Raw genomic sequence first — 23,244 nt, forward strand, 5'->3', positions numbered from 1 at the left:
ATGCAAAAAGTAAATCCTACTCAGACTAAAGCCTGGAAAGCACTTCAGGCACATTTTGAAGACATCAAAGATGTCAAGATGAAAAAGCTCTTTGAAGATGAATCAAGGGCAGAAGCTTTCACGTTAAAGTGGGAGGATTTTTATGTTGACTATAGTAAAAACAGAATCACAGAAGAGACCAAGTCGTTGTTGCTAGACTTGGCTAAAGAGATGAATCTTGAAGAAGCGAAAGCTGCTTATTTTGGCGGAGCCGAAATAAACGAGACCGAAGGTCGTGCGGTAATGCATACTGCATTGCGTCAACCGACTGATGCAAGTGTTGAGATAGACGGAGAAGATGTGATTCCTGAGGTCAACGAAGTAAAAGAAAAAATTAAAGGCTTTTGTGATACTGTTATCAGTGGTACGCATAAAGGCTACACAGGCAAAGCAATTACCGATGTAGTCAATATAGGTATTGGTGGTTCAGATCTTGGGCCTGTGATGGTTGCTGAAGCTCTAGCCTATTACCACAATCACCTTAAGGTGCATTTTATCTCTAATGTAGATGGTGATCACGTTCACGAATCTCTAAAAGATCTCAATCCCGAAACCACACTTTTTGTAATCGTTTCAAAAACGTTCACTACTCAAGAAACGCTTTCTAATGCGACTACTGCAAGAAAATGGTTTTTAAGTAAAGTTGCTGGAGCTGTCGAAGATGGTGAGGCAGTAGCAAAACACTTTGTGGCCGTTTCAACAAACGAAACTGCTGTTAAGGATTTTGGTATCGATCCTAACAACGTGTTCACAATGTGGGACTGGGTTGGTGGTCGTTTCTCATTATGGAGTTCGGTAGGGCTTTCTATTGCCCTGGCTGTTGGGTACAACAACTTTGAAAGTATGCTTGCCGGAGCACACAAAGCAGATGAGCATTTTAAAAACACCCCACTAGATGAGAATATTTCTGTGATGATGGCGCTTGTTACGGTGTGGTACAATAATTTCTTTGGTGCCGAAAGTGAAGCGATTATTCCGTACACGCAATACTTACACCGTTTCCCAGCATATTTGCAACAAGCGATAATGGAGAGTAACGGTAAAAGTGTTGACCGTGACGGAAATCACGTAGACTATCAAACCGGTCAGATCGTTTGGGGTGAACCGGGAACCAATTCGCAACACGCATTTTTCCAATTAATTCATCAGGGAACTAAAATTATCCCGACACATTTTATTGGTTATAAAGAATCATTGCATGGTGATAAAGACCATCATAACAAATTGATGGCCAACTTTTTTGCACAAACTGAAGCATTGATGAATGGTAAAACCGAAGCAGAAGCCAAGGCCGAATTGGACGCTTCAGGTATGGATGCAGCTGCTATTGAAAAGCTTGTCCCGTTCAAAGTTTTTGACGGAAATAAGCCTACAACAACCATTCTTATTGATAAGCTAACACCAGAAAGTTTAGGTACATTGATCGCGTTATATGAGCATAAAATCTTCACTGAAGGAATCCTTTGGAATATTTTTAGCTACGATCAATGGGGTGTTGAGTTGGGTAAACAATTAGCAAAAAATGTGCTAAGTGATTTAAATTCAGATAGTATCGCTTCTCATGATGCATCAACAACCGCTTTGATTCAAGCCTTCAAAAAATAAATTCGGCTGCTTATTTAGATTTAGTTTTTTAACTGTTAAAAGTTAAAATAGAATAGTTAAGGGTTAAATTTTGACATTTCATGTCGAGATCTAATCCTTAACATTGCGTTAATATTTAATTAGGTCTTTATTAAGACTTTTGCGCAAAATCTAAATTTAAACAAGCACAATGAAAAAAATTACAAGTTCACTAACACTTGTGTTTCTTTTGCTTACAGCTTTCATGCAAGCTCAAGGAACTATTCGTGGTACTGTAGTAGACGGTGAAAACGGAACGCCGCTACCTGGAGTAAACGTTGTTGTTGAAGGAACAACTAACGGAGTATCAACAGACTTTGATGGAGTTTTTGAGATCCAGGTTGTTGAGAACACAGGTTCACTGCGTGTTTCTTACGTAGGTTTTAAGCCGTCAACACTGGCTTTTGATTTATCTGGTAAAAAAGTTATTGATTTAGGGACCATCAATCTAGAGATGGATTCTGATGCTCTTGACGAGGTAATCGTTAAGGCATACTCTTTAGCTATCGACCGTAAAACTCCTGTTGCGGTTTCTACTATTAAAGCTGAGACTATTCAGAATGAATTAGGAAGTCAGGAATTTCCTGAGATCCTTAAAACTACTCCTGGTGTTTATGTAACCAGAGGTGGTGGTGGTTTTGGAGATGCAGAACTTCGTATACGTGGTTTCAACTCAGAAAACGTTGCGGTAATGATCAACGGTATTCCGGTAAACGATATGGAAAACGGTCGTGTATACTGGAGTAACTGGGCTGGTCTTTCTGATGTAGCGAGCTCTATGCAGGTGCAAAGAGGTCTTGGTGCAGCGATGATAGGTCTTCCTTCTATTGGGGGAACTGTCAACATCGTAACAAAATCTACCGATATCGAAAAAGGTGGAAACGTAATGATGGCTACTGGTAACGATGGTTATACTAAGTACGGTTTTAAACTTTCTACCGGTTTATTAGAAAATGATTGGGCTGCTACTGTAAGTCTTTCAAGAACTACTGGAGAGCAATTTGTAGATGCAACTACCATTGACGCATACTCTTACTTCTTAAACGTTGCTAAGAAAATTGGTGAGAATCACGAATTGTCTTTTACAGCTTTTGGTGCTCCACAGCGTCACGGACAGCGTCAAAATAGATTGTTAATTGATGATTTTAGAAGAAGTGATCGTGGTATTCGTACTAACACAGACTATGGTTATAAAAATGGTCAGTTAGTAAATATTGAAGATAACTTCTATCACAAGCCTCAAATGTCATTAAATCACTATTGGACCATTAATGATATTTCCTCACTTACAACAGCGGTTTACTATTCATTTGGTACCGGTGGTGGTGGTGGTACTGCAGGAACTAACAAATTTGGTAAGTATGATACAGACTATCGTACTCAAGAGTTTGGTCCTGTAAACCTTGATAAGATCATTGCAGAGAATAAAGCTTTAGGTCAGGCAACAAGTGCTGAGACTTTCTTGAGAGCTTCTAGAAACAATCACCAATGGTATGGTGCGCTTTCTACTTACAATACCGAATTAACAGAATATATTGATTTAACTGCTGGTATTGATTTACGTTTTTACCAGGGAGATCACTACACAGAGTTAACAGATCTATTAGGTGGTGCATTCTATGTAGATGATAATGATGTTAATAATCCTAACAAAGTAGTACGTGTTGGAGATAAGTACAACTACAATGACACAGGTTATACTAACTGGCAAGGTTTATTTGCTCAGGCAGAGTATAACAAGGATGCGATTTCTGCAGTAATTTCTGTTGCGGGTAACAACACTTCTTATAAAAGAGAGGATTACTTTAAGTATACTCCAGACGATCCGCTTAGAGAGACTGACTGGGTAAACTTCGCAGCTTTCAGTACAAAAGGTGGTGTAAACTACCGACTTGATGAAAAGCACAATGTTTTTGGTAATGTAGGTTACTTTGAGCGTGCTCCATTTAGTAATGCTGTATTCTTAAACAATACAAACGTAACCAATGAAGAGGCTGTAAATCAAAAGATTTTTAGTGCAGAATTAGGATACGGATTCAGAGGCGATAATTTTAGAGCTGACTTGAACGTGTATCGTACACAATGGATGGATAGAACCTATACGATCTCAAGAACTGCAAACAACATTCAGTACACTGCAAACATTTTAGGTATAGACGCATTGCACCAAGGTGTTGAATTAGAATTACAGTACCGTCCTACCGAAACTTTAACCTTAACAGGTATGGCTTCTTTAGGTGACTGGCAATGGGCTAATGATGTTAATGATGTTCAGGTGTTTGACGATCAGCAAAACCCAATTGGAGACCCAATCGATATTTATCTTGATGGTGTAAAAGTGGGTAACTCTGCACAAACTACCTTTGCTGTTGGTGCTGATTATGCTGTGCTTGCTTCTACAACTTTAAGAGCTTCTTTTAACTATGCTGCTGATTATTATGCAGATTATGATGTTACAGGTCGTAGTGTACAAGGACTTCCTCAAACTTGGAAAATGCCTGACTATGGAGTGTTTGATTTAGGTATTAATCATAGATTCAACTTTGGTGGTTTTAATACACAAATCAATGCTAACGTATTTAACGTATTAGGAACTGAGTATATTTCTGATGCTCAAGACGGAGACGGTTCTGTTGCAGAAACTGCTTTAGTATATTATGGTCCTGGTAGAACATATACCATTGGAGCAACAATTAATTTCTAAAAAAAATTGAGATGAAAAAAATAAATTATTTATTTACCGCAATTGCAATGGCTTTTTTAGCCATTGGTTGTGATCCTGTAGAGGATATCAACGAGCGCTTGGAGGCAAACGAGCCAGGTATAAACACTGTTCTTGATTACACATTGACTGACGATGATTATGCAGATCTAGAGCTTAACTTTGGTAACTTCAGCAGTATGGATGATGCCCGTGCATTAATCCCGCAAGTATTGAATAACAACTTTCCTGTATTAGGAGAAGGTTCTTTAGCTAATGTAACTTTTGCTATTTACGATCCTATTCGAGTTGAGGACTACACTGTTGTAGCAGCAGATTATGAAGCTGTTGGTCTTTCTAATACTTATTTTTCTGGCTTAGGTGAAATTCAAGATTTTCTTGATTACCAATATCCTCAAGCAGAGAACGGTGACTACGTTAGTTTAACCTATCAAGTACTTGCTGACGAAATTCAGTATACTATAAATGCAGATGATTTTGATCTTATTGGAGAAGAATTAGCTGCTGCTTATCCAGATCCAGCGTCTAGTGCAGCTCAGTACAGCAACTTCGATCGTAGAGAAGAGCGTGATGCTTATTGGGATAACGATATGATTCTTGAAGCAATTAATTTTGTTTTAGCTGATAATTTTGACAATGTTACTGGTCAAAAATACAATGTTTCTTATGCGATTTATGACGGTAGTGCTGGCACAGAAAGTATGACTGTACAGTTTGACGGTAATGCATATGTAGCTGTTGGTGGTGTTTCTTATGAGTTTATTGATGATGATTACACTCTAGTGGGTACAGAATTAGCTGAGACTTATCCTGGTCCAGCAGGTAATTTAGCTCAATACGGAAGTTTTGATGTACGTGAAACTAGTTCTAATTACTGGAATCCTTCAATGCTTCTAGAAGCTTATAATATTGTTCTTGATGCTCGATTCCCAGATGCGGAAGAAGGAGATAAATACGAGTTAACATATCAGATTTATAATGGAAGTGTAAGTTCTTCAGTTGCTTCTGTTGTTAAAGAAGGTGATACGTTTGTAATTGATGAAACTGCATCTGTTTCTACTATTGAAGCTACTACAGTTTATGCGTTCGCAAATAATTCTTGGAATGAGCCCTTTATGTTAGAGTCTGAGGACTATACAGAAATGGGACAATCATATCCAAACTTTGATGATGAGGACGAAGCGATCTATAAGTTAGAGATTTTCTTAGGAAGAGAATTTCCTTATGCCGAGGAAGGTGACTTTGTAGCGGTAGCTTACGCATTCTATGACGGTTCTACTTCAACTGAATATGCAAACTTCATTTTTGAAAATGGTGTTTTTGTAAACATTCCAAGTGTTATTGAAACTTCATTACAATTTGGTAATGACGGTACAACTTGGGTTCCAGATAACACCATTGCTTACACTTTAACTCCTGCAGATTATGACTTGATAGTTGAAGAATTAGGTGCTACTTATCCTGCTCAAACGTCAAGTATGGCACAATACGGTAACTTAGACCGCCGTAGTGGTAATGCTGCTTTCTGGAGTGACGATATGATTCTTGAGGCAATGAACATATTGCTTGATGATATCGATCCTTCTGCAGAAGAAGGTCAGAAGTACGCTGTTACCTTTGACATTTATAACGGTTCTAACACAACCGAAACCTTCTTGTTAATCAAAACAGACGGAGTTTGGGTTTTACAATAACCTATAATAGATAATAAGTTAAACCTCCTACCCAAAGTAGGAGGTTTTCTTTTCTATACCTATATTGAAATACAATAAAATAGAATTATGAAAAAGAATGTTACCCCTAAATTTCCATGGAGATTTTTAAGTCTTTTATCGCTGATTCTTGTTTTAGGATGTAGCGGAGGAGATGATACTTCTGTAACTCCTGAGCCAGAACCAGAACCAGAGGTAAATAAGCCAGTCGCTGCTGACGACGCCTATACTACTGGAGAAAATGAAGCATTAACCATTGCTGATCTTTTAGAGAATGATACCATTTTTGATTTTGGTCGTGTTTCAGAAATTGATGCTGAGTCTTCAGAAGGTGGAAGCATTGTAGACAATAGAGATGGCACTTTTACCTATACACCGCTATCAGGTTTTAATGGGGAAGATACCTTCAGTTATACACTATGTGATTCTGAAACACCTGTGAATTGTTCTTCTGCAACTGTGACAATCACTGTTACTGGAGCAGATCCCGTTGCTGTTGACGATAGCTATGAGGTGACCGAAAATACTACCTTTAGAATCAATAATTATCTCGAAAATGATGAGCTCCCTTATAATGCTGAAGTGACTGAGCTTGACTTAACAAATACCCTAGGGACAGCTGTGATTAATGAGAATGGCTCGATCTCGTATACTGCCCCTAATGCATATGCAGGAGAAGATGCGTTTACCTATACTATTTGCGATGATGATGAAACCCCGGTTTGTTCAACCGCTACTATTACCATCACTGTTATAGACGAAGGAACGCCGGTAGCTGTAGACGATGAATTTGTGTTTAGACAAGAAAATCAAACATTAACCTTAGAAGGTTTTACTGAAAATGACGATTTGATTGATGACGCCGTAGTAACCGAAATCAGTTATTCGGGATCTGGCGCTGCAACGCTTAATGAAGATGGTGCGATCACCTATACTTCAACTACAGATTTTATAGGGGAGGATACCATTACCTACACGTTGTGCGATGATGATGAGACACCGTCTTGTGTAACTGCAACAATAACTATTAAGCTTGTAGATGGTCTTGACGTTAATATTCCTGCGGCGCTAGAATATTATTATGGAGATTTGGCGCTTACTACAGATGAAGACTTGAATTTCACTGTGCTGCGTACGCTTACGCAGGATATGCATACCACAATTCTTACGTATTTTGAGCGTCATGAATATTTGTATGATGCAGATGAAGATTTAGATAATCCTGCAAATGTGATCTTGATGTACTCGGGCGAAAGCAGAGATCGTAGAGAATATACTTCGGGAAGTAATCCTCATACCCCGCAAACCTTCAATACTGAACATATTTTTCCGCAGTCGCGTTTAGATAGTGAAGATGCAGTGACCGATTTACATCATTTACGATCGGCAGACGATGCTATAAATTCGCTTCGTTTGAATTATCCATATACAGATGGTAGTGGTCAATACGAGCTTGTAAACGGAAATTCTTGGTTCCCAGGAGATGAATGGAAAGGAGATGTAGCACGTATGGTGTTGTATCTCAATGTGCGTTATGGAGAAGATTATACTAAAGTGGGGACGTTAGATCTATTCCTGAAATGGAATCGTGAAGATCCGGTTTCTGACTTTGAGCGTCAGCGTAATGAAGTGATTGAAGGTGCTCAGGGTGTTCGTAATCCATTTATAGATAACCCATATCTTGCGACCTTGATCTGGGGAGGAACTCCTGCCGAAAATACTTGGGAGTAGTTGAATAATATCTTATAATTTTAAAACCCTTTTCAGCTTTGAAAAGGGTTTTTGCTTTTAACGCTTAAGATTTGAATGGCTTTTAATGCAAAAAGTTATCTTTGAGATTCAAAAATCAGACTATGTATAATACCATTCAATTTGTACACTCGTATTGGGCTTATTTAGTGCTCGCAGTACTTACCATAACTACCATCAACTCTTTAGTTTCTTACTTCGGAAATAAAGAGTTTAGCGCACGTGATTTTCGATTAGCCTTATTTACGTTGATCGTAACACATATTCAACTGCTTATTGGTATCGTGCTTTATTTTGTGTCTCCTTTAGGAGCAAAAGCGATAGCTTCTCAAGGAATGAGCGCAGCGATGAGCGATCCTAATTTACGTTTGTATGTTGTAGAGCATCCGCTGGCAATGATCATCACGATTGTTTTTGTAACGGTAGGTTACAGCAAGCATAAAAAGAAATTGACCTCAAAGCCTAAGTTTAAACTCTTAGCTATATTCTATACGCTAGGACTTCTTGTAATGCTTACCAGAATTCCTTGGTCAAACTGGTTTTAAATTAGATTCAAGACCTAAGTATTTAGACAAAATAAAAATCCCTTGATTAGTCGGCTAATCAAGGGATTTTTATTTTGTCCAACGTCTACCTAGCGATTCATCCAGTCTTCGATCTCTTCAACTTCTAAAGGAATGTTACGCATTAAGTTGAAAGGTTCACCATTTTCCTGAATAACCACATCGTCTTCCAGGCGAATTCCAAATCCTTCTTCAGGAATATAAATTCCCGGTTCTACTGTAAATACGTTATTTGCTTGCATAGGTTCGTGAAGCAATCCATAATCGTGTGTGTCTAGACCGATATGGTGTGACGTGCCGTGCATAAAATATTTTTTATAAGCCGGCCAGTCTTTGTTTTCATTTTGAACATCAACTTTGTCTAGTAAGCCAAGCCCTAACAATTCTGAAGTCATTAATTTTCCCACCTCTTCGTGATAAGGTCCCCAAAGTGTTCCCGGAGTGAGCATTTTTGTAGCTTCCTTTTTAACGCGTAAAACCGCATTGTAGACTTCCTTTTGACGATCGGTAAATCTTCCTGATACAGGAATAGTACGTGTCATATCACTGCTGTAATTCGCATATTCAGCACCAATATCGAGCAGGATCAAGTCTCCCGCTTTACATTCGGCATTATTTACCACATAATGCAACACATTTGCGTTATTTCCTGAGGCTACAATTGGAGTGTATGCAAAACCTTTGGAGCGATTGCGCAGGAATTCGTGCATGAATTCAGCTTCGATCTCATATTCCATAACCCCTGGTTTTGTGAACTGCAACACGCGTTTAAAACCTTTTTCGGTAATGTTGCAGGCTTGCTGCATAATGTCGAGCTCGATCGGATCTTTTACCGAGCGTAAACGCTGTAAAATAGGGTTGCTCTTTGCTACACTATGCGCAGGATATTGCTCTTTTATTTTTTTATTGAAACGAGCTTCTCGTGTTTCGGTCTCAACATTAGCGCGATAGTGCTCGTTGGTGTTAATGTAAATAGTTTCAGCTTGAGTCATAAGTTCGTAAAAAACCTTGTTCCATTCCTGAAGCCAGTACACTGTTTCTACGCCGCTTACTTCTAATGCTTTTTCTTTAGTTAATTTTTCGCCTTCCCAGACTGCAATATGCTCATTCGTTTCTTTCAGGAATAAAATTTCGCGGTGCTTTGCTTTTGGGCAATCCGGAAAAAGAACCAGTATGCTCTCCTCTTGATCAACGCCGCTCAGGTAGAATAAATCTCTATTTTGTTGAAAAGGCATTGTGCTGTCTGCGCCTATCGGATAAATGTCGTTGCTGTTAAAAACGGCAAGGCTGTTTGGCTTCATAGCATCCATAAAACCTTTGCGGTTTTTAATAAACAGTTGGCGATCTATAAGGTCGTATTTCATATCTAAATTGAGTTTTTTCAAAGGTAAAAGAAATTAAACCGATGCTGAAATAAACTGAAGCACATCCCCTCCAAACCTCCCCTTCGAAGGGGAGGCAAGACAAAGGTTTGTGTACAGACTAATTTGTTTTTGAAGGTTTTGTTAATTTTAGAAATGGCTAATAAGATTATTCCATATCGAAAAGACCTGAAACCTTTAGCAAGGCTTCTAAGAAAAAATCAAACAGAGGCTGAAAAGCATTTATGGGGTGTGTTGCGTCGAAAGGTATTAGGTGTTGAATTCCATCGGCAAGTTCCTATCCTTGATTACATAGTAGATTTTTATTGTCACGATATAGGGTTAGCTATTGAAGTTGATGGGAGCATACACAACACTCAGTTTCTGGAAGATTCCAAAAGAGCTGAGGAAATAGAGTCTTATGGGGTTGTATTCGTGCGATTTACAAATGAGGAAGTTCTCAGTAACGTAAAAAATGTTTCTAATACAATAAGGAATGAAATAGAGCAATTACGTTGATAATGTTAAGCTGTATTTCCCTCCCTTTGAAGGGAGGGGCAGGGAGGGATGTTTTCATTTAATTTACTTAGCAATTCTTTAACTAAATGGTTATTTTTAGAAGCATAAAATCTTTCTCTATGCAAACACGATTATTTTTCTCCATTTTTCTTTTCAGTATTTGTTTGTCTTACGCGCAGAAGCCTGCAACAGGAGCGCAACAGGTAGAAGCCTCTCTTGAGACCAAAGATCAAATGCTGGCAAATTCCATTGTAAAAAATGTTCCGTTTACTAACGTTGGCCCAACAATTATGAGTGGTCGCGTGGTTGATATTGAAGTGAATCCAGAAAACAGCACCGAGTTTTATGTAGCGTACGCTACGGGCGGTGTGTGGCACACTTCTAATAACGGAAATACATTCGACTCTGTTTTTGATACTGCTCCTACACAAAATGTGGGTGACATTGCGGTAAACTGGTCGGCAAATATTATCTGGGTAGGAACAGGAGAAACCATTTCGTCTCGCTCTTCTTATGCCGGTATCGGAATTTTAAAAAGTACCGACGGCGGAAAAACCTGGGAACAAAAAGGGCTATTAGATTCACATCATATCAGTGACATCGTTCTTGATGCGAGCAATCCTGATGTTGCAGTCGTAGGTGCTTTAGGGCATTTGTATTCTGATAACGCAGAACGCGGAATTTTCAAAACCACAGATGGTGGTGATACTTGGGAGAAAACCCTTTTCATAAACGAAAAAACAGGAATTATAAGTCTGGCTGAAGCTCCAGATAATCCTTCAGTGATGTATGCGACTGCTTGGGAGCGTGAGCGTATGGCCTGGGATTTTGTAGGTTCAGGAGAGAACTCAGGAATTTACAAATCTACCGATGCCGGAGCTACTTGGGAGTTGGTGACCACAGGTAATGGTTTTCCGCAAGGGAAAGGCGTTGGTCGTATTGGTGTTGCCGTGGTTGATGCCAATACCGTTTATGCTGTTCACGATAATCAAGATATACGAGAAGAATCTAAAGAGGAAGGGCAAGAGCAGGATGATAAAGCATTAAAGCCTGAACAATTTAAATCTATGTCTAAGTCAGGTTTCTTGGCTTTAGAGAATGAAAGCCTCGCAGATTATTTGCGTTCTAACCGTTTTCCGAGACAATATGATGTGGCTAAAGTAAAAGCTATGGTTAAAAGCGACGAACTAAAACCATCTGATTTGCATTTGTATACGTATGATAAGAATGCTGCAGATACTGAAGGTGAAGTCATTGGAGCCGAAATTTATTTAACCGAAGATGGTGGAAAAACCTGGAAGCGTACGCACGATGGTTATATCGATGATTTCTTCTTTTCATACGGATATGTTTTCGCAGAGATGGATGTAAATCCTCAGGATCGAGATGAGATTTATCTCGTGGGTGTTCCTTTGATCAAATCTACAGATGGTGGAAAAACCTTTACCTATATCGATGAGCCTAATGTGCACGTTGATCATCACGTGATCTGGGTAGATCCTGATATGCCTAATCATTTGATTAATGGAAATGATGGTGGACTGAACATGTCTTACGATGCCGGGAAAAGCTGGAATAAACTTAACTCGATAGCTTTAGGACAATTCTATGCGATAAACGTTGATTATGAAAAACCGTACAATGTTTACGGAGGTTTACAAGATAATGGGACTTGGAAAGGTCCGCACACGTATTCTTATTCTAAAGACTATGAGGCCGAAGGACAATACCCGTACAAATCTATTGGAGGTGGTGATGGGATGCAGGTGCAAATAGACCGCCGCAATAGTAATATTGTTTACGCAGGTTCGCAGTTTGGGTATTATAATCGTATGAATTTAGAGACCGGCGAGCGTAAGTATATCAAGCCAAGTCACGGTTTAGGAGAAGCGCCTTATCGTTTCAACTGGGAGACTCCTATTTTACTTTCTCCGCACAATCAGGATATTCTGTATATGGGAGGAAATAAATTGATGCGCTCTATGAATCAGGGTGATGATTGGACGCCTATTTCGCCAGATTTAACAGCAGGCGGTAAAAAAGGAAATGTACCTTTTGGAACGCTGACCAATGTTACTGAGTCGCCTTTTCAGTTTGGACTCCTTTATACCGGAAGTGATGATGGGGTAATTCAAGTTACTCAAGATGCCGGCGGTAGTTGGGCAATTATTTCAGAAGAGTTACCTCAGGATTTATGGGTGAGTAAAGTACTTGCTTCTTCTCATAAAAAGGGCCGTGTTTATGCCACGCTCAACGGGTATCGTTACGATGATTTCAAGCCTTACGTGTATGTAAGTGATGATTTTGGAGCTTCGTGGAAAGATATCAGCAGCAATCTTCCATTATCTCCTGTGAATGTGATTATCGAAGATCCGGTAAAAGAAAATATTCTGTATTTAGGTACAGATGATGCGAGTTATATCAGCTTTGATCAGGGATCAAGTTGGGAGCTTTTAGATGGAAGTATGCCCAATGTTGCGGTTCATGATATGGTGGTTCAAACCGAAGCAAATGATCTTGTAATAGGAACTCACGGAAGATCGATCTATATCACAAACCTTGATGAGATTCAGAAATTTGATGCTGGTAAAGCTTCAGATTTACAGCTTTTTGAGTTGGATGCTGTTGACTATTCAACCAACTGGGGACGTTCTTGGAGTGCTTGGCGCGCAGCAAATGCACCAGAAATTAAAATTGCCTTCTACGCTCCGCAAAGCGGAAAAGCAACACTTGAAATATTGAGCGCTGCAGAAAAAACGGTGAAGTCTTGGGAAGTAGCTGTTGAGAAAGGCTTTAACTACATTCCTTATGATTTAACTATTTCTGAAGCCGGAAAGAAACAGCTTGAGAAAGAAACTAAAGATCTTAAGATCGCTAAAGCGCAAAGCGATGTATACTACATCCCTCCGGGAAGTTATCAAGTTCAGGTTAAGGTTGCAGGAAAAACAGCTTCTACAAAGCTTAAAGTAGATGAAGGAAGCCGTCGTCGTGACTGGGCAGAGGCTGCAGCCAATGCTCCTGAAGAAGATTAAGGTTCATGGAGTTAAATTTGAGTATTCCGGCGTTATTGTTTCCGGCGATTTCCTTGACGATGCTAGCGTATAACGCAAGGTATTTAGCCATTGCAGCTTTGATTAGAGAATTACATAAGCGTTATCAAAACCAATCTTCAAGTCCTGTAAAACGGCAAATAAAGCAACTGCGCAGGCGACTTGGAATTATAAAAGCGATGCAAGCCATGGCTATCATCAGTTTTTTGCTGGCTGTGATCACGATGTTCTTTATTTACATCGAGAAAATGGTCTGGGCAAATATTGCTTTTGGGGTTAGTCTTGTGGCCTTAATGATCTCGCTGTCACTTTCTTTTCTTGAAGTGCAATTGAGCACCCAAGCTTTAGAGATTCAGTTGAATGATATGGATGATTTATAAGGAAGATTTCTCGAGGTGCAAACGATTGGCACGAGATCAAAAATATCGCCTTTTAGGTTGAAATTAACTCAAAATCATTCGTTGGTGTTCAAAAAAGTGTTTAAAGAAAACCCTAGGTTTCAAAGGTTTTCGGTCGAATTGTTGAACATTTTTGTGCGCTATTTAAAACGATTCCAAAAGCTGTAGGAATGTTTGTGAAACAATCTGCTGGACTGTATTTTTGTAGTACTAAATTAAAAACGTAATTAAATGGGAATCATTTCCTCTTCTATCGCCAGAAAAGTTGCTATGGCACTTTCTGGTTTGTTCCTTGTATTGTTTTTAGGTCAGCATTTTACAATTAACCTCACGTCGACCTTCAGTCCTGAAACATTTAATGAGTTTTCTCATTTTATGGGAACCAATTTTTTGGTACAGGCAATTCTTCAACCTGTATTGATTTTTGGGGTTGTTTTTCACTTTGTAATGGGTTTCATTCTAGAAGCGCGCAACCGTTCTGCTAGAAAAGTAAGCTATGTGAGTTATAAAGGAAATGCCAATTCTAGCTGGGTAAGTCGTAATATGATTTATACCGGTATCGTGGTTTTGGCCTTTTTAGGTCTTCACTTTTACGATTTCTGGTTTCCTGAAATCGCTTATAAGTATATCGAAGCAAACCCAAGTGACGCTACCCGTTATTATGGTGAGTTGGTAGAAAAATTCCATAGCCCTGTAAGAACCGGATTGTACGTGCTTTCATTTGTATTCTTGGCGTTGCACTTGTATCACGGTTTTGCGTCTTCTTTTCAATCGGTAGGCTTTAACAATAAATACGCGAGAGGACTTAAGAAATTTGCTAAGGTTTATGCAATTGCAATTCCGGCCGGATTTATTTTCATCGCGTTGTTTCATCATTTTAATCACTAGACGATGTCAGAATTAAAATCAAATATTCCAGAAGGTCCTCTTAAAGATAAGTGGACAAAACATAAAAACGATATAAACCTAGTTAACCCTGCTAACAAACGTAACATTGATGTTATCGTGGTAGGAACAGGTCTTGCCGGTGGTAGTGCTGCCGCAACACTTGCAGAGCTAGGGTATAATGTAAAGACATTTTGTTATCAGGATTCTCCACGTCGTGCGCACTCTATTGCAGCGCAAGGAGGGATCAATGCAGCAAAAAACTATCAAGGTGACGGGGATTCTAACTATCGTCTTTTTTATGATACTGTAAAAGGAGGAGATTATCGTTCGCGTGAAGCTAACGTATACCGCCTTGCTGAAGTATCTGCAAATATTATCGACCAGTGCGTAGCGCAAGGGGTTCCTTTTGCTCGTGAATATGGTGGGTTGTTAGACAACCGTTCTTTTGGTGGAGTTTTAGTTTCCAGAACCTTTTATGCTAAAGGACAAACTGGGCAGCAGTTGCTTTTAGGAGCATACTCTGCGATGAACCGCCAGATCAACCGGGGTAAAATAGAGGCTTTTAACCGCCACGAGATGTTAGATCTAGTTCTTGTAGACGGTAAAGCACGTGGAATTATAGCAAGAGACTTAGTGACCGGTGAGATCGAAAGACACTCGGCACACGCAGTAGTATTGGCGAGTGGAGGTTACGGAAACGTATTCTTTTTGTCTACTAACGCGATGGGAAGTAATGTGATGGCCGCTTGGCGTGCACACCGTCGCGGTGCTTATTTTGCAAATCCTTGCTACACGCAAATTCACCCAACGTGTATTCCTGTTTCTGGAGATCATCAATCTAAACTGACCTTGATGTCAGAGTCTTTGCGTAATGATGGTCGTATTTGGGTGCCAAAGAAAAAAGAGGATGCAGAAGCGATACGTGCAGGTAAATTAAAACCAACCGATCTTAAAGAAGAGGATAGAGATTACTATCTAGAACGTCGTTATCCTGCCTTTGGTAACTTGGTGCCACGTGATGTAGCTTCTAGAGCAGCAAAAGAACGTTGTGATGCCGGTTTTGGAGTAAATAAAACAGGAGAGGCCGTTTATCTTGACTTTAAGAGCGCGATTATGCGTTATGGTAAAGAGGAAGCCTTGATTCACGGAAATCACAATCCTTCAGATAAAGAGATTTACGACTACGGTAAAAAGGTAGTTGAGAATAAATACGGAAACTTATTTCAGATGTACGAGAAGATCGTTGATGAAGATCCGTATACCACACCAATGATGATTTATCCTGCGGTACATTATACTATGGGAGGTCTTTGGGTGGATTACAACTTACAAACCACAATCCCGGGTTGTTATGCGGCCGGTGAGGCAAACTTCTCAGATCACGGGGCAAACCGTTTAGGGGCTTCGGCATTGATGCAAGGTCTTGCGGATGGATATTTTGTACTTCCATATACGATTGGAGATTATCTTTCAAAAGATATCCGTACCGGAAAAATACCTACAGATTCGCCGGAATTTGATCAGGCAGAGAAAGACGTTCGCGACCGTATGACCAAATTGATGAATGGTAGCGGTAAGCATTCTGTAGATTATTACCACAAGAAATTAGGTAAGATTATGTGGAATAAATGTGGAATGGCACGTAACGCAAAAGAACTTCAGGAAGCTATGGATGAGATTGCTGAATTGCGTGCAGATTTCTGGGAAAATGTAAAAGTACCGGGAAGTTTAGACTCTAAAAATGCTGAATTAGAAAAGGCCGGAAGAGTGGCAGATTTCTTAGAATTGGGAGAGCTTTTTGCAAAAGATGCCTTAACAAGAAATGAATCTTGTGGTGGACATTTTAGAGAAGAGTATCAGACTCCTGAAGGAGAAGCATTGAGAGATGATGAGAATTTTAGTTTTGTTTCTGCTTGGGAATACAATGACAATCCAAGAGAGGCAAAATTGCATAAAGAACAATTAACCTTTGAAAACATCGAGGTTAAAACACGTTCTTATAAATAACATTTAACAACTAAAGTTTATGAAACTTACGTTAAAAATATGGCGTCAGGAAAACGCTAAAGCTAAAGGAGCAATGAAAACCTACCAGATTGATGGTATTGAAGGTGACATGTCTTTTTTAGAAATGCTAGACGTTTTAAATGAAGATTTAATTAATAAAGGAGAGGTGCCTGTAGAATTTGATCACGATTGTCGTGAGGGGATTTGCGGTAGCTGCTCATTACAAATTAACGGAGAGCCACACGGGCCAGATCGTTTAGTAACGACTTGCCAGTTGCATATGCGTAAATTTAACGATGGTGATACTATTACTATAGAACCGTTTAGAGCAACAGCTTTTCCTGTAATTACTGATTTAATTGTAGATCGTACTGCTTTTGATCGTATTCAGCAAGCAGGTGGTTATATCTCTGTGAATACCTCAGGAAACACGATTGATGCAAACAGTATTCCTGTAAACAAGCATGATGCAGACGATGCTTTTAGTGCCGCTACGTGTATTGGTTGTGGAGCTTGCGTTGCTGCTTGTAAAAACGCAAGCGCGATGCTTTTCACTTCCGCTAAAGTTTCTCAGTATGCGTTATTGCCGCAAGGTCAGGTTGAAGCTGTAGAGCGTGTAGAGAATATGGTACGTCAAATGGATCTAGAAGGTTTTGGTAACTGTACCAATACCGGAGCTTGCGAGATAGAATGCCCAAAAGGAATTTCTCTGGAAAATATCGCGCGTATGAACCGTGAGTATCTAAGTGCTACTACAAAAGGATAAAAGTGTATTGGCACCGTCAAAGGATTTAATACTGCGAGGGGTGCCTCGAAATTGAAAATTCGTTCGCAAGCAGTCTCGTGGTCTTGCCCAGAGCTAGTTTACTTTTAAACATAAAAAAGAGCTTGTGAATTCACAGGCTCTTTTTTTATGCGCAATATTCGAGCTATCCAAATAACCATTCTACCACATCGTTCATTTTAGCAACGCGTACGATGGTGATGCCGTAATTATTCTTCGGCACTTTACAGTATTTAGAGATCATTATGGTACCGAAGCCTAACTTTTCTGCTTCAAGAATGCGTTGTTCTACACGTGTTACCGGTCGTATTTCTCCCGCGAGACCTACTTCGGCGGCAAAACAAATGTCTTTGGCTACCGAAATATCTTCGTTACTCGATAAAATAGCGGCAACCACGGCGAGATCTATAGCAGTATCATCTACTGAAATTCCACCGGTGATGTTTAAAAAAACATCTTTTGCACCTAGTCTAAAGCCTGCACGCTTCTCTAAAACGGCAAGAATCATATTCAGGCGTTTGGCATTGTAGCCGGTAGCGCTGCGTTGTGGTGTTCCGTATACTGCTGTGCTCACAAGCGCTTGAATTTCTATCATAAGCGGGCGCATACCTTCAAGTGTCGCAGCGATCGCAGTTCCGCTTAAGTCTTCATCATTTTTAGAAATCAATATTTCTGAAGGGTTAGAAACCTCTCGTAATCCACTGCCTTGCATTTCGTAAATCCCGAGTTCGCTGGTAGAACCAAAACGATTCTTATGTGCGCGAAGAATTCGATACACATGGTTTCGGTCTCCTTCAAACTGAAGCACGGTATCTACCATATGTTCCAGAATTTTGGGACCGGCGATATTTCCATCTTTGGTGATGTGGCCGATTAAAATTACCGGTGTTGCGGTCTCTTTAGCAAATTTGATGAGTTCTGTAGTCGTTTCTCGTATTTGTGATATACTTCCCGCACCGCTTTCAATATAATCGCTGTGCAGCGTTTGAATGGAATCGATGATCACGATATCCGGATTCACCTCTTCAACTTGCTTAAAAATATTTTGCGTTTTGGTTTCGGTTAAAATCAAACAATTTTCTGCCGTGGGATTGATGCGTTCTGCACGCATTTTAATCTGCTGTGCGCTTTCTTCTCCCGAGACGTAAAGCGTGGTGTAGGGCAGGGTTAATGCAATTTGAAGCATCAATGTACTTTTACCAATCCCAGGTTCTCCGCCTAATAAAGTAAGTGAGCCCGGAACAAGGCCACCTCCTAAAACGCGGTTGAGTTCATTATTTTCAGTATTTAAACGTGCATCTTTTGTGGTGTCAATTTCCTTGATGCGTTGTGGTTTTGCAACACGTTTTGTGGTTTGTGTTTCGGTTTTCCAGCCGGTTTTTTCAGCTTTTTGTACCACTTCTTCTGCGATGGTATTCCATTCTTTACACGAGGTGCATTGCCCTTGCCATTTGGCAAATTGAGCGCCACAGTTTTGACAGAAAAAGGTTGTTTTAACTTTTGCCATTAATATCCAAAATCATCTTTAATTTGTTGCGCACGGGCAACAAGTATGTCTTTATTAATATCGCCAATTTCTTGTAAAACGAGTGCGCCTTCATACGTACGCATCGCCTTTTTAGGCTGTCCGTTTCCTTCATAAGAACGTCCTAAATAGTAAGGACCTAAAATCGTTTCGGGATATTCTTTGCTGGCTAATTTGCCTAAATTTTCAAAACCATCCCAGTCTGATTTTCGCTCGAGCGCCGCGGCAATTGCAATAAAATCATTAATTCTGATTTTATCATCTAAGCCGAAAAGATTTTGCATCGTATCATATTTTTCGATCAGATAATCATAAGGCGCGTCTACTTTGAGAATTTTTTCTGTGAATTCTTTTTTACTGATGGGCCTGTATACTGCAAAAACTTTTTCTAAAGCGCTGGGAATGGCACGCCCTACAAGGGAATAATGTGTGGCATCTTGAAAATCATCAAAATAATAATGAAAATTTTCATTTTCAATTCCATTTAAAGCTTGATGCAAAGCGAGTATTTCTTCTCTTAGTGAAGGAATATCTTCGGTGCTTGTAGCTTGGTAATAAAAGATCTGTTGTTCAGTCTGAGTTAGAATAGTAGTGAGACGATCACTCATTTGCGGAGCTAAATCCGGACTCAGCGATATGTAGGCTTGAAACAGAGGTGGATTTTTCATCAAATAATAATTCGCAAAACCCGCGGTTGCATCGTGGCCTACAACTACATTAAAAGGAGCGAGACGGTATTGTTTGTTGAGCCACGGAAGAAGTTCCATTCCTAAAAACTCAAAGAAATCTGCTCCTTGGTCTGTGGGGAAATAATTTGAATCATCATAAACAGTGTCATCCATTCGGTTGGGTTGCATCACACCCACAATAATGGCTTGTGGCATATCTTCCCAATAGCTGTAATAGTCGGAATTTCCGGCTACGGGCTCAAAAAGATAATCGCCGTCAAGCACAAGAATTACCGGATAATTCTTGTCTTCGTTAGCTTCGTAGTTACGGGGTAGCTGAATTTTGACATTTCGGGGTTCGTCAAATTTTGAAGAAGGAACCGACTCATAGATAACTTGAGCCTGAATGCTGCTGTAAAAAAGCAACATAAGGAATAGTGTTTTTTTCATAGAAAGGTAGATTAAGGCAGTGTGAATTTAAGGATTATTCACAAGCTAATCACAAGGCTTTTCCTAAAGTGATGTTTCTATTTTTTACGATTCAGAATAGGTAGGAATAAAAAAGAAAGCGCTCCAAGTACCAAAACAAGTAGGGTTTGCGATCCCCAAACGATCCAGCCAAAGGCCTCGCCTCCTTCTTTGCTGTAGCCAAAAAAGACAAACAGCGCTCCAATGCTAATTGGGTAAACGCCAATACCGCCATTGGTGACCGAGATGGCAAAAGAACCGATCACAAAAGCAGCGAGAATCACTGCAGTGGAAGCATAAGAAATTTCTGGAATAGTAAATTTAATAACCCAGAACATCAGGACATACATGACCCAAATAAAAAGCGTGTGACCAATAAAGGCCCATTTGTTACGCATATTTAGAATGCTCTGCATTCCTTCGATAAGGCCGTTCATGAAGTTTTTAAGCTTCACTAAAATACCTGCTTGCGCCCGTTGAATAATTTTGAAGCCGATGACGATTCCGCCTACGGCGAAAATAAGAAAGGCAACGGTGTAAAGCGGATTTATGTTTTGCTCTTTAAGGTAGGTCAGAAGCATATCGGTTTGCAAAGTGATGGCAAAACCCACCACCAGGAGCAGCATTATAAAATCTGCAATACGCTCTGAAATTATAGTGCCAAAAGCTTTCTCAAAAGGTACCTCTTCATAAGTGGTTAGTAGAGCTCCGCGCAGGAATTCGCCGCTTCGCGGAATTCCCAAATTGGCAAGATATGCAGCCATAACCGCCATAAACCTATTGCTTAGTTTTGGGTGATACCCCATAGGTTGTAAAAGATACTGCCAGCGGTAAGCTCTTGACAAATGACTCAATGTGCCAAAAACTAAAGAAGCAGCGATATAGACGGGGTTGGCGCCTTTAATGTTTTTCCAAAGGGTTGCGCGTTCTTCAGGGGTGGCAGCACTTAGTGAATAGTAAATCACCAGAATACCAATACCTAACGGAATCGCAATCTTTAAAAATTTTATGAAGGATTTTTTGCTCAATTTAGTTGAGCAAATTAGTTTCTTCGTTTGGGAAAACCAGAGAAGGCTTAAATGCTTTAGCTTCGTCTAGCTCCATAAAAGCATAGGTGATTAGAATGAGAATGTCGCCTTTAGCCACTTTACGAGCCGCAGCGCCGTTTAGGGTGACTTCACCGCTCTTGCGAGGTCCCGGTATCGCATAGGTTTCTAAGCGTTCACCATTGGTGACATTTACGATTTGTACACGTTCACCTTCGATCACACCGGCGGCATCCATAAGATCTTCGTCTATGGTAATGCTACCAATATAATGCAATTCGGCGCCGGTAACTTTTACTCGGTGTATTTTAGATTTTACAACGTTAACTAACATGGTGTAAAAATAAGGTTTTTAATTTAGGGCAATATTGTCGATGAGTCGCACCTCACCTGCAAAAACAGCTATAAATGCGCGGTACTTTTCATCCGGGTTTTTTTCGGTTGTATGCGCAAGTGTTGCTGCGTGAGCGATCTCAAAATATTCGAGTTCGAGCTGCTCTTTATCTGCAAATTCCTGTTCAACAAAATGTACAACATCTTCAACGCTTTGGTCGTTAAAATGTTCTTTAGCTTGCATTAAGGTTTTGTAAATAAAGGGAGAGGCTTCACGCTGTTTTATCGTAAGTCTGGTGTTTCTTGAGCTTTCGGCAAGACCGTCTTCATGTCGGCTAATGGGGCAGCCAATGATTTTTACAGATAGCTTTTCGATCTCAACCAACTTGTTAATGATTTGAAGCTGTTGATAGTCTTTTTCTCCAAAGAACGCCATGTCTGGGTTTACGATTTCAAAAAGATATTTCAATACGGTTGCGACTCCTTCAAAATGACCCGGTCTAAATGCGCCTTCCATCACTTGATTGAGTCCTTCAAAATCAAAATCTAACGCTTTGACGTTGTTACCATAAATCGTTGTCGTGCTTGGTGCAAAAACGAGCAATTCTGGGTTAATGCTTTCTAAAAACTCCAGATCTTTCTGCAAATCTCTAGGATAGGTCTCCAGATCTTGTGGATTGTTAAATTGGGTTGGGTTTACAAAGATGCTCACCACTACCACATCACAATTTTTGAGCGCGAAGTTAAATAGACTGGCATGGCCTCTGTGCAAAGCGCCCATAGTAGGTACAAAACCTATTTTTAAGCCATTTTCTTTGTGTTTTGCAACAGCGCTAGAAATTTCTGGTCTATTGGTGTATACGTGCATCCCGATTAATTTAACAGGCGGCAAAATTACTATATTACTGGCAATCTGCATAAAATTTAGTAATTTTGCGTGTTTTTTAGCCTTAACAGAAACTTAGAAGCACATTTATGAAAAATAAGAGGATATTGTACGTATCATCTGAAGTTATACCGTATTTGCCAGAGACAGAGATCGCATCTATGTCGTTTGAGGTTCCTCAAATGGTAAATAGTAAAGGAGGTCAAATTCGCATTTTTATGCCTAGATATGGTAATATTAATGAGAGAAGACACCAGCTTCACGAAGTGATACGGCTTTCCGGAATGAATTTGGTCATAAATGACTTTGATATGCCGCTTATTATTAAAGTAGCCTCTATACCTAAAGAGCGTATACAGGTTTATTTTATTGATAACGAGGAGTATTTTAAGAGAAAAGCTACGTTTACTGATGAGGATGGAAACTTATTTGCAGACAATGATGAGCGTGCGATATTTTTTGCAAAGGGTGTGGTTGAGACCGTAAAAAAACTCAATTGGGCTCCAGATATCATACATGTTCACGGTTGGTTAGCTTCATTACTTCCTTTATATCTAAAGCAGTTTTATGCGAGCGAGCCGCTTTTTAAGCAAAGCAAAATTGTGACTTCTGTTTATAATACAGGATTTGAAGACACGTTAAATGAGCAATTAATTGATAAAATAGCTTTTGACGGAATAGAAAAAGATTCAATTGCTGAGCTTGAAAAGCCTTCTTATGAGAATTTGATGAAAGTGGCGATCAAAAATTCTGATGCTGCGATCATTGGTTCTACAGACCTAAATGAAGAGCTTGCTCAATACCTGAATACTACTAAAATCCCTGTGCTTCCTTACAAAAAACGCGAGGAGTTTGCGCAGGCGTATGAAGAGTTCTATACCACCAAAGTGCTGGATTAAAAAA

At 39.7% G+C, this 23,244-nt stretch carries 18 protein-coding genes; 12 read left to right on the forward strand and 6 right to left on the reverse strand.

From position 1 onward, the window contains the following. From pgi to MED217_RS00595, 5 genes are all read left to right on the forward strand, one after another. Entirely contained in the window at window positions 1-1,644 is a 1,644-nt protein-coding gene (pgi, locus tag MED217_RS00575) for a glucose-6-phosphate isomerase (protein ID WP_009778512.1), read from the forward strand. A 169-nt stretch (window positions 1,645-1,813) separates the two neighbouring features. Further along, entirely contained in the window at window positions 1,814-4,366 is a 2,553-nt protein-coding gene (locus MED217_RS00580) for a TonB-dependent receptor (protein WP_009778513.1), read from the forward strand. An 11-nt stretch (window positions 4,367-4,377) separates the two neighbouring features. Continuing rightward, window positions 4,378-6,078, forward strand: a complete 1,701-nt coding sequence (locus MED217_RS00585; protein ID WP_009778514.1) for a nuclear transport factor 2 family protein — start codon at window positions 4,378-4,380, stop codon at window positions 6,076-6,078. 87 nt (window positions 6,079-6,165) lie between these two features. Then, window positions 6,166-7,827 carry an Ig-like domain-containing protein gene (locus MED217_RS00590; protein WP_009778515.1) on the forward strand — a complete coding sequence of 554 codons (1,662 nt, stop codon included), beginning with the start codon at window positions 6,166-6,168 and terminating at the stop codon, window positions 7,825-7,827. Window positions 7,828-7,949: 122 nt separating this feature from the next. Next, window positions 7,950-8,390, forward strand: coding sequence for a hypothetical protein (locus MED217_RS00595; RefSeq protein WP_009778516.1), 441 nt, complete (start codon window positions 7,950-7,952; stop codon window positions 8,388-8,390). 89 nt (window positions 8,391-8,479) lie between these two features. Here the strand turns inward: MED217_RS00595 and MED217_RS00600 are convergent, their stop codons facing one another. Next, window positions 8,480-9,772 (reverse strand): aminopeptidase P family protein, encoded by a 1,293-nt coding sequence (locus MED217_RS00600; RefSeq protein ID WP_009778517.1) that lies wholly within the window; start codon window positions 9,770-9,772, stop codon window positions 8,480-8,482. A gap of 153 nt (window positions 9,773-9,925) precedes the next feature. Here MED217_RS00600 and MED217_RS00605 point away from each other — a divergent pair, with 153 nt between their 5' ends. The 6 genes from MED217_RS00605 to MED217_RS00630 all read left to right on the forward strand — a co-directional run bounded on the left by MED217_RS00605 (window position 9,926) and on the right by MED217_RS00630 (window position 17,397). Beyond that, window positions 9,926-10,288 carry an endonuclease domain-containing protein gene (locus MED217_RS00605; protein ID WP_040532458.1) on the forward strand — a complete coding sequence of 121 codons (363 nt, stop codon included), beginning with the start codon at window positions 9,926-9,928 and terminating at the stop codon, window positions 10,286-10,288. A 119-nt stretch (window positions 10,289-10,407) separates the two neighbouring features. Further along, entirely contained in the window at window positions 10,408-13,320 is a 2,913-nt protein-coding gene (locus MED217_RS00610; protein WP_009778519.1) for a sialidase family protein, read from the forward strand. 5 nt (window positions 13,321-13,325) lie between these two features. After that, window positions 13,326-13,718: a DUF2721 domain-containing protein gene (locus MED217_RS00615; protein ID WP_009778520.1), complete on the forward strand. Its 393-nt coding sequence runs from the start codon at window positions 13,326-13,328 to the stop codon at window positions 13,716-13,718. A 249-nt stretch (window positions 13,719-13,967) separates the two neighbouring features. Then, window positions 13,968-14,624 carry a succinate dehydrogenase cytochrome b subunit gene (locus MED217_RS00620; protein ID WP_009778521.1) on the forward strand — a complete coding sequence of 219 codons (657 nt, stop codon included), beginning with the start codon at window positions 13,968-13,970 and terminating at the stop codon, window positions 14,622-14,624. A gap of 3 nt (window positions 14,625-14,627) precedes the next feature. After that, on the forward strand, window positions 14,628-16,631 hold the full coding sequence (locus MED217_RS00625; protein WP_009778522.1) for a fumarate reductase/succinate dehydrogenase flavoprotein subunit: 2,004 nt from the start codon (window positions 14,628-14,630) through the stop codon (window positions 16,629-16,631). Window positions 16,632-16,650: 19 nt separating this feature from the next. Further along, entirely contained in the window at window positions 16,651-17,397 is a 747-nt protein-coding gene (locus MED217_RS00630; RefSeq protein WP_009778523.1) for a succinate dehydrogenase/fumarate reductase iron-sulfur subunit, read from the forward strand. Window positions 17,398-17,560: 163 nt separating this feature from the next. On the opposite strand, the gene radA is transcribed toward MED217_RS00630, so the two are convergent. The 5 genes from radA to panC all read right to left on the reverse strand — a co-directional run bounded on the left by radA (window position 17,561) and on the right by panC (window position 22,323). Beyond that, window positions 17,561-18,922, reverse strand: coding sequence for a DNA repair protein RadA (gene radA, locus MED217_RS00635; RefSeq protein WP_009778524.1), 1,362 nt, complete (start codon window positions 18,920-18,922; stop codon window positions 17,561-17,563). Further along, a complete protein-coding gene (locus MED217_RS00640) occupies window positions 18,922-20,058 on the reverse strand; it encodes an alpha/beta hydrolase (RefSeq protein WP_040532459.1) in 1,137 nt (378 codons plus the stop codon). The genes radA and MED217_RS00640 overlap by 1 nt, the downstream gene beginning before the upstream one ends. Window positions 20,059-20,135: 77 nt before the next feature. Beyond that, complete coding sequence (locus tag MED217_RS00645) at window positions 20,136-21,104, reverse strand: lysylphosphatidylglycerol synthase transmembrane domain-containing protein (RefSeq protein ID WP_009778526.1); 969 nt, start codon at window positions 21,102-21,104, stop codon at window positions 20,136-20,138. 1 nt (window position 21,105) lies between these two features. After that, window positions 21,106-21,456, reverse strand: coding sequence for an aspartate 1-decarboxylase (panD, locus tag MED217_RS00650; protein WP_009778527.1), 351 nt, complete (start codon window positions 21,454-21,456; stop codon window positions 21,106-21,108). A gap of 18 nt (window positions 21,457-21,474) precedes the next feature. After that, complete coding sequence (gene panC, locus MED217_RS00655; protein ID WP_040533084.1) at window positions 21,475-22,323, reverse strand: pantoate--beta-alanine ligase; 849 nt, start codon at window positions 22,321-22,323, stop codon at window positions 21,475-21,477. A 107-nt stretch (window positions 22,324-22,430) separates the two neighbouring features. Here panC and MED217_RS00660 point away from each other — a divergent pair, with 107 nt between their 5' ends. Continuing rightward, complete coding sequence (locus tag MED217_RS00660) at window positions 22,431-23,240, forward strand: glycogen/starch synthase (RefSeq protein WP_040532462.1); 810 nt, start codon at window positions 22,431-22,433, stop codon at window positions 23,238-23,240. Window positions 23,241-23,244 lie beyond the last annotated feature (4 nt).

This window comes from Leeuwenhoekiella blandensis MED217 (assembly GCF_000152985.1).
Taxonomy (GTDB): Bacteria; Bacteroidota; Bacteroidia; order Flavobacteriales; family Flavobacteriaceae; genus Leeuwenhoekiella; species Leeuwenhoekiella blandensis.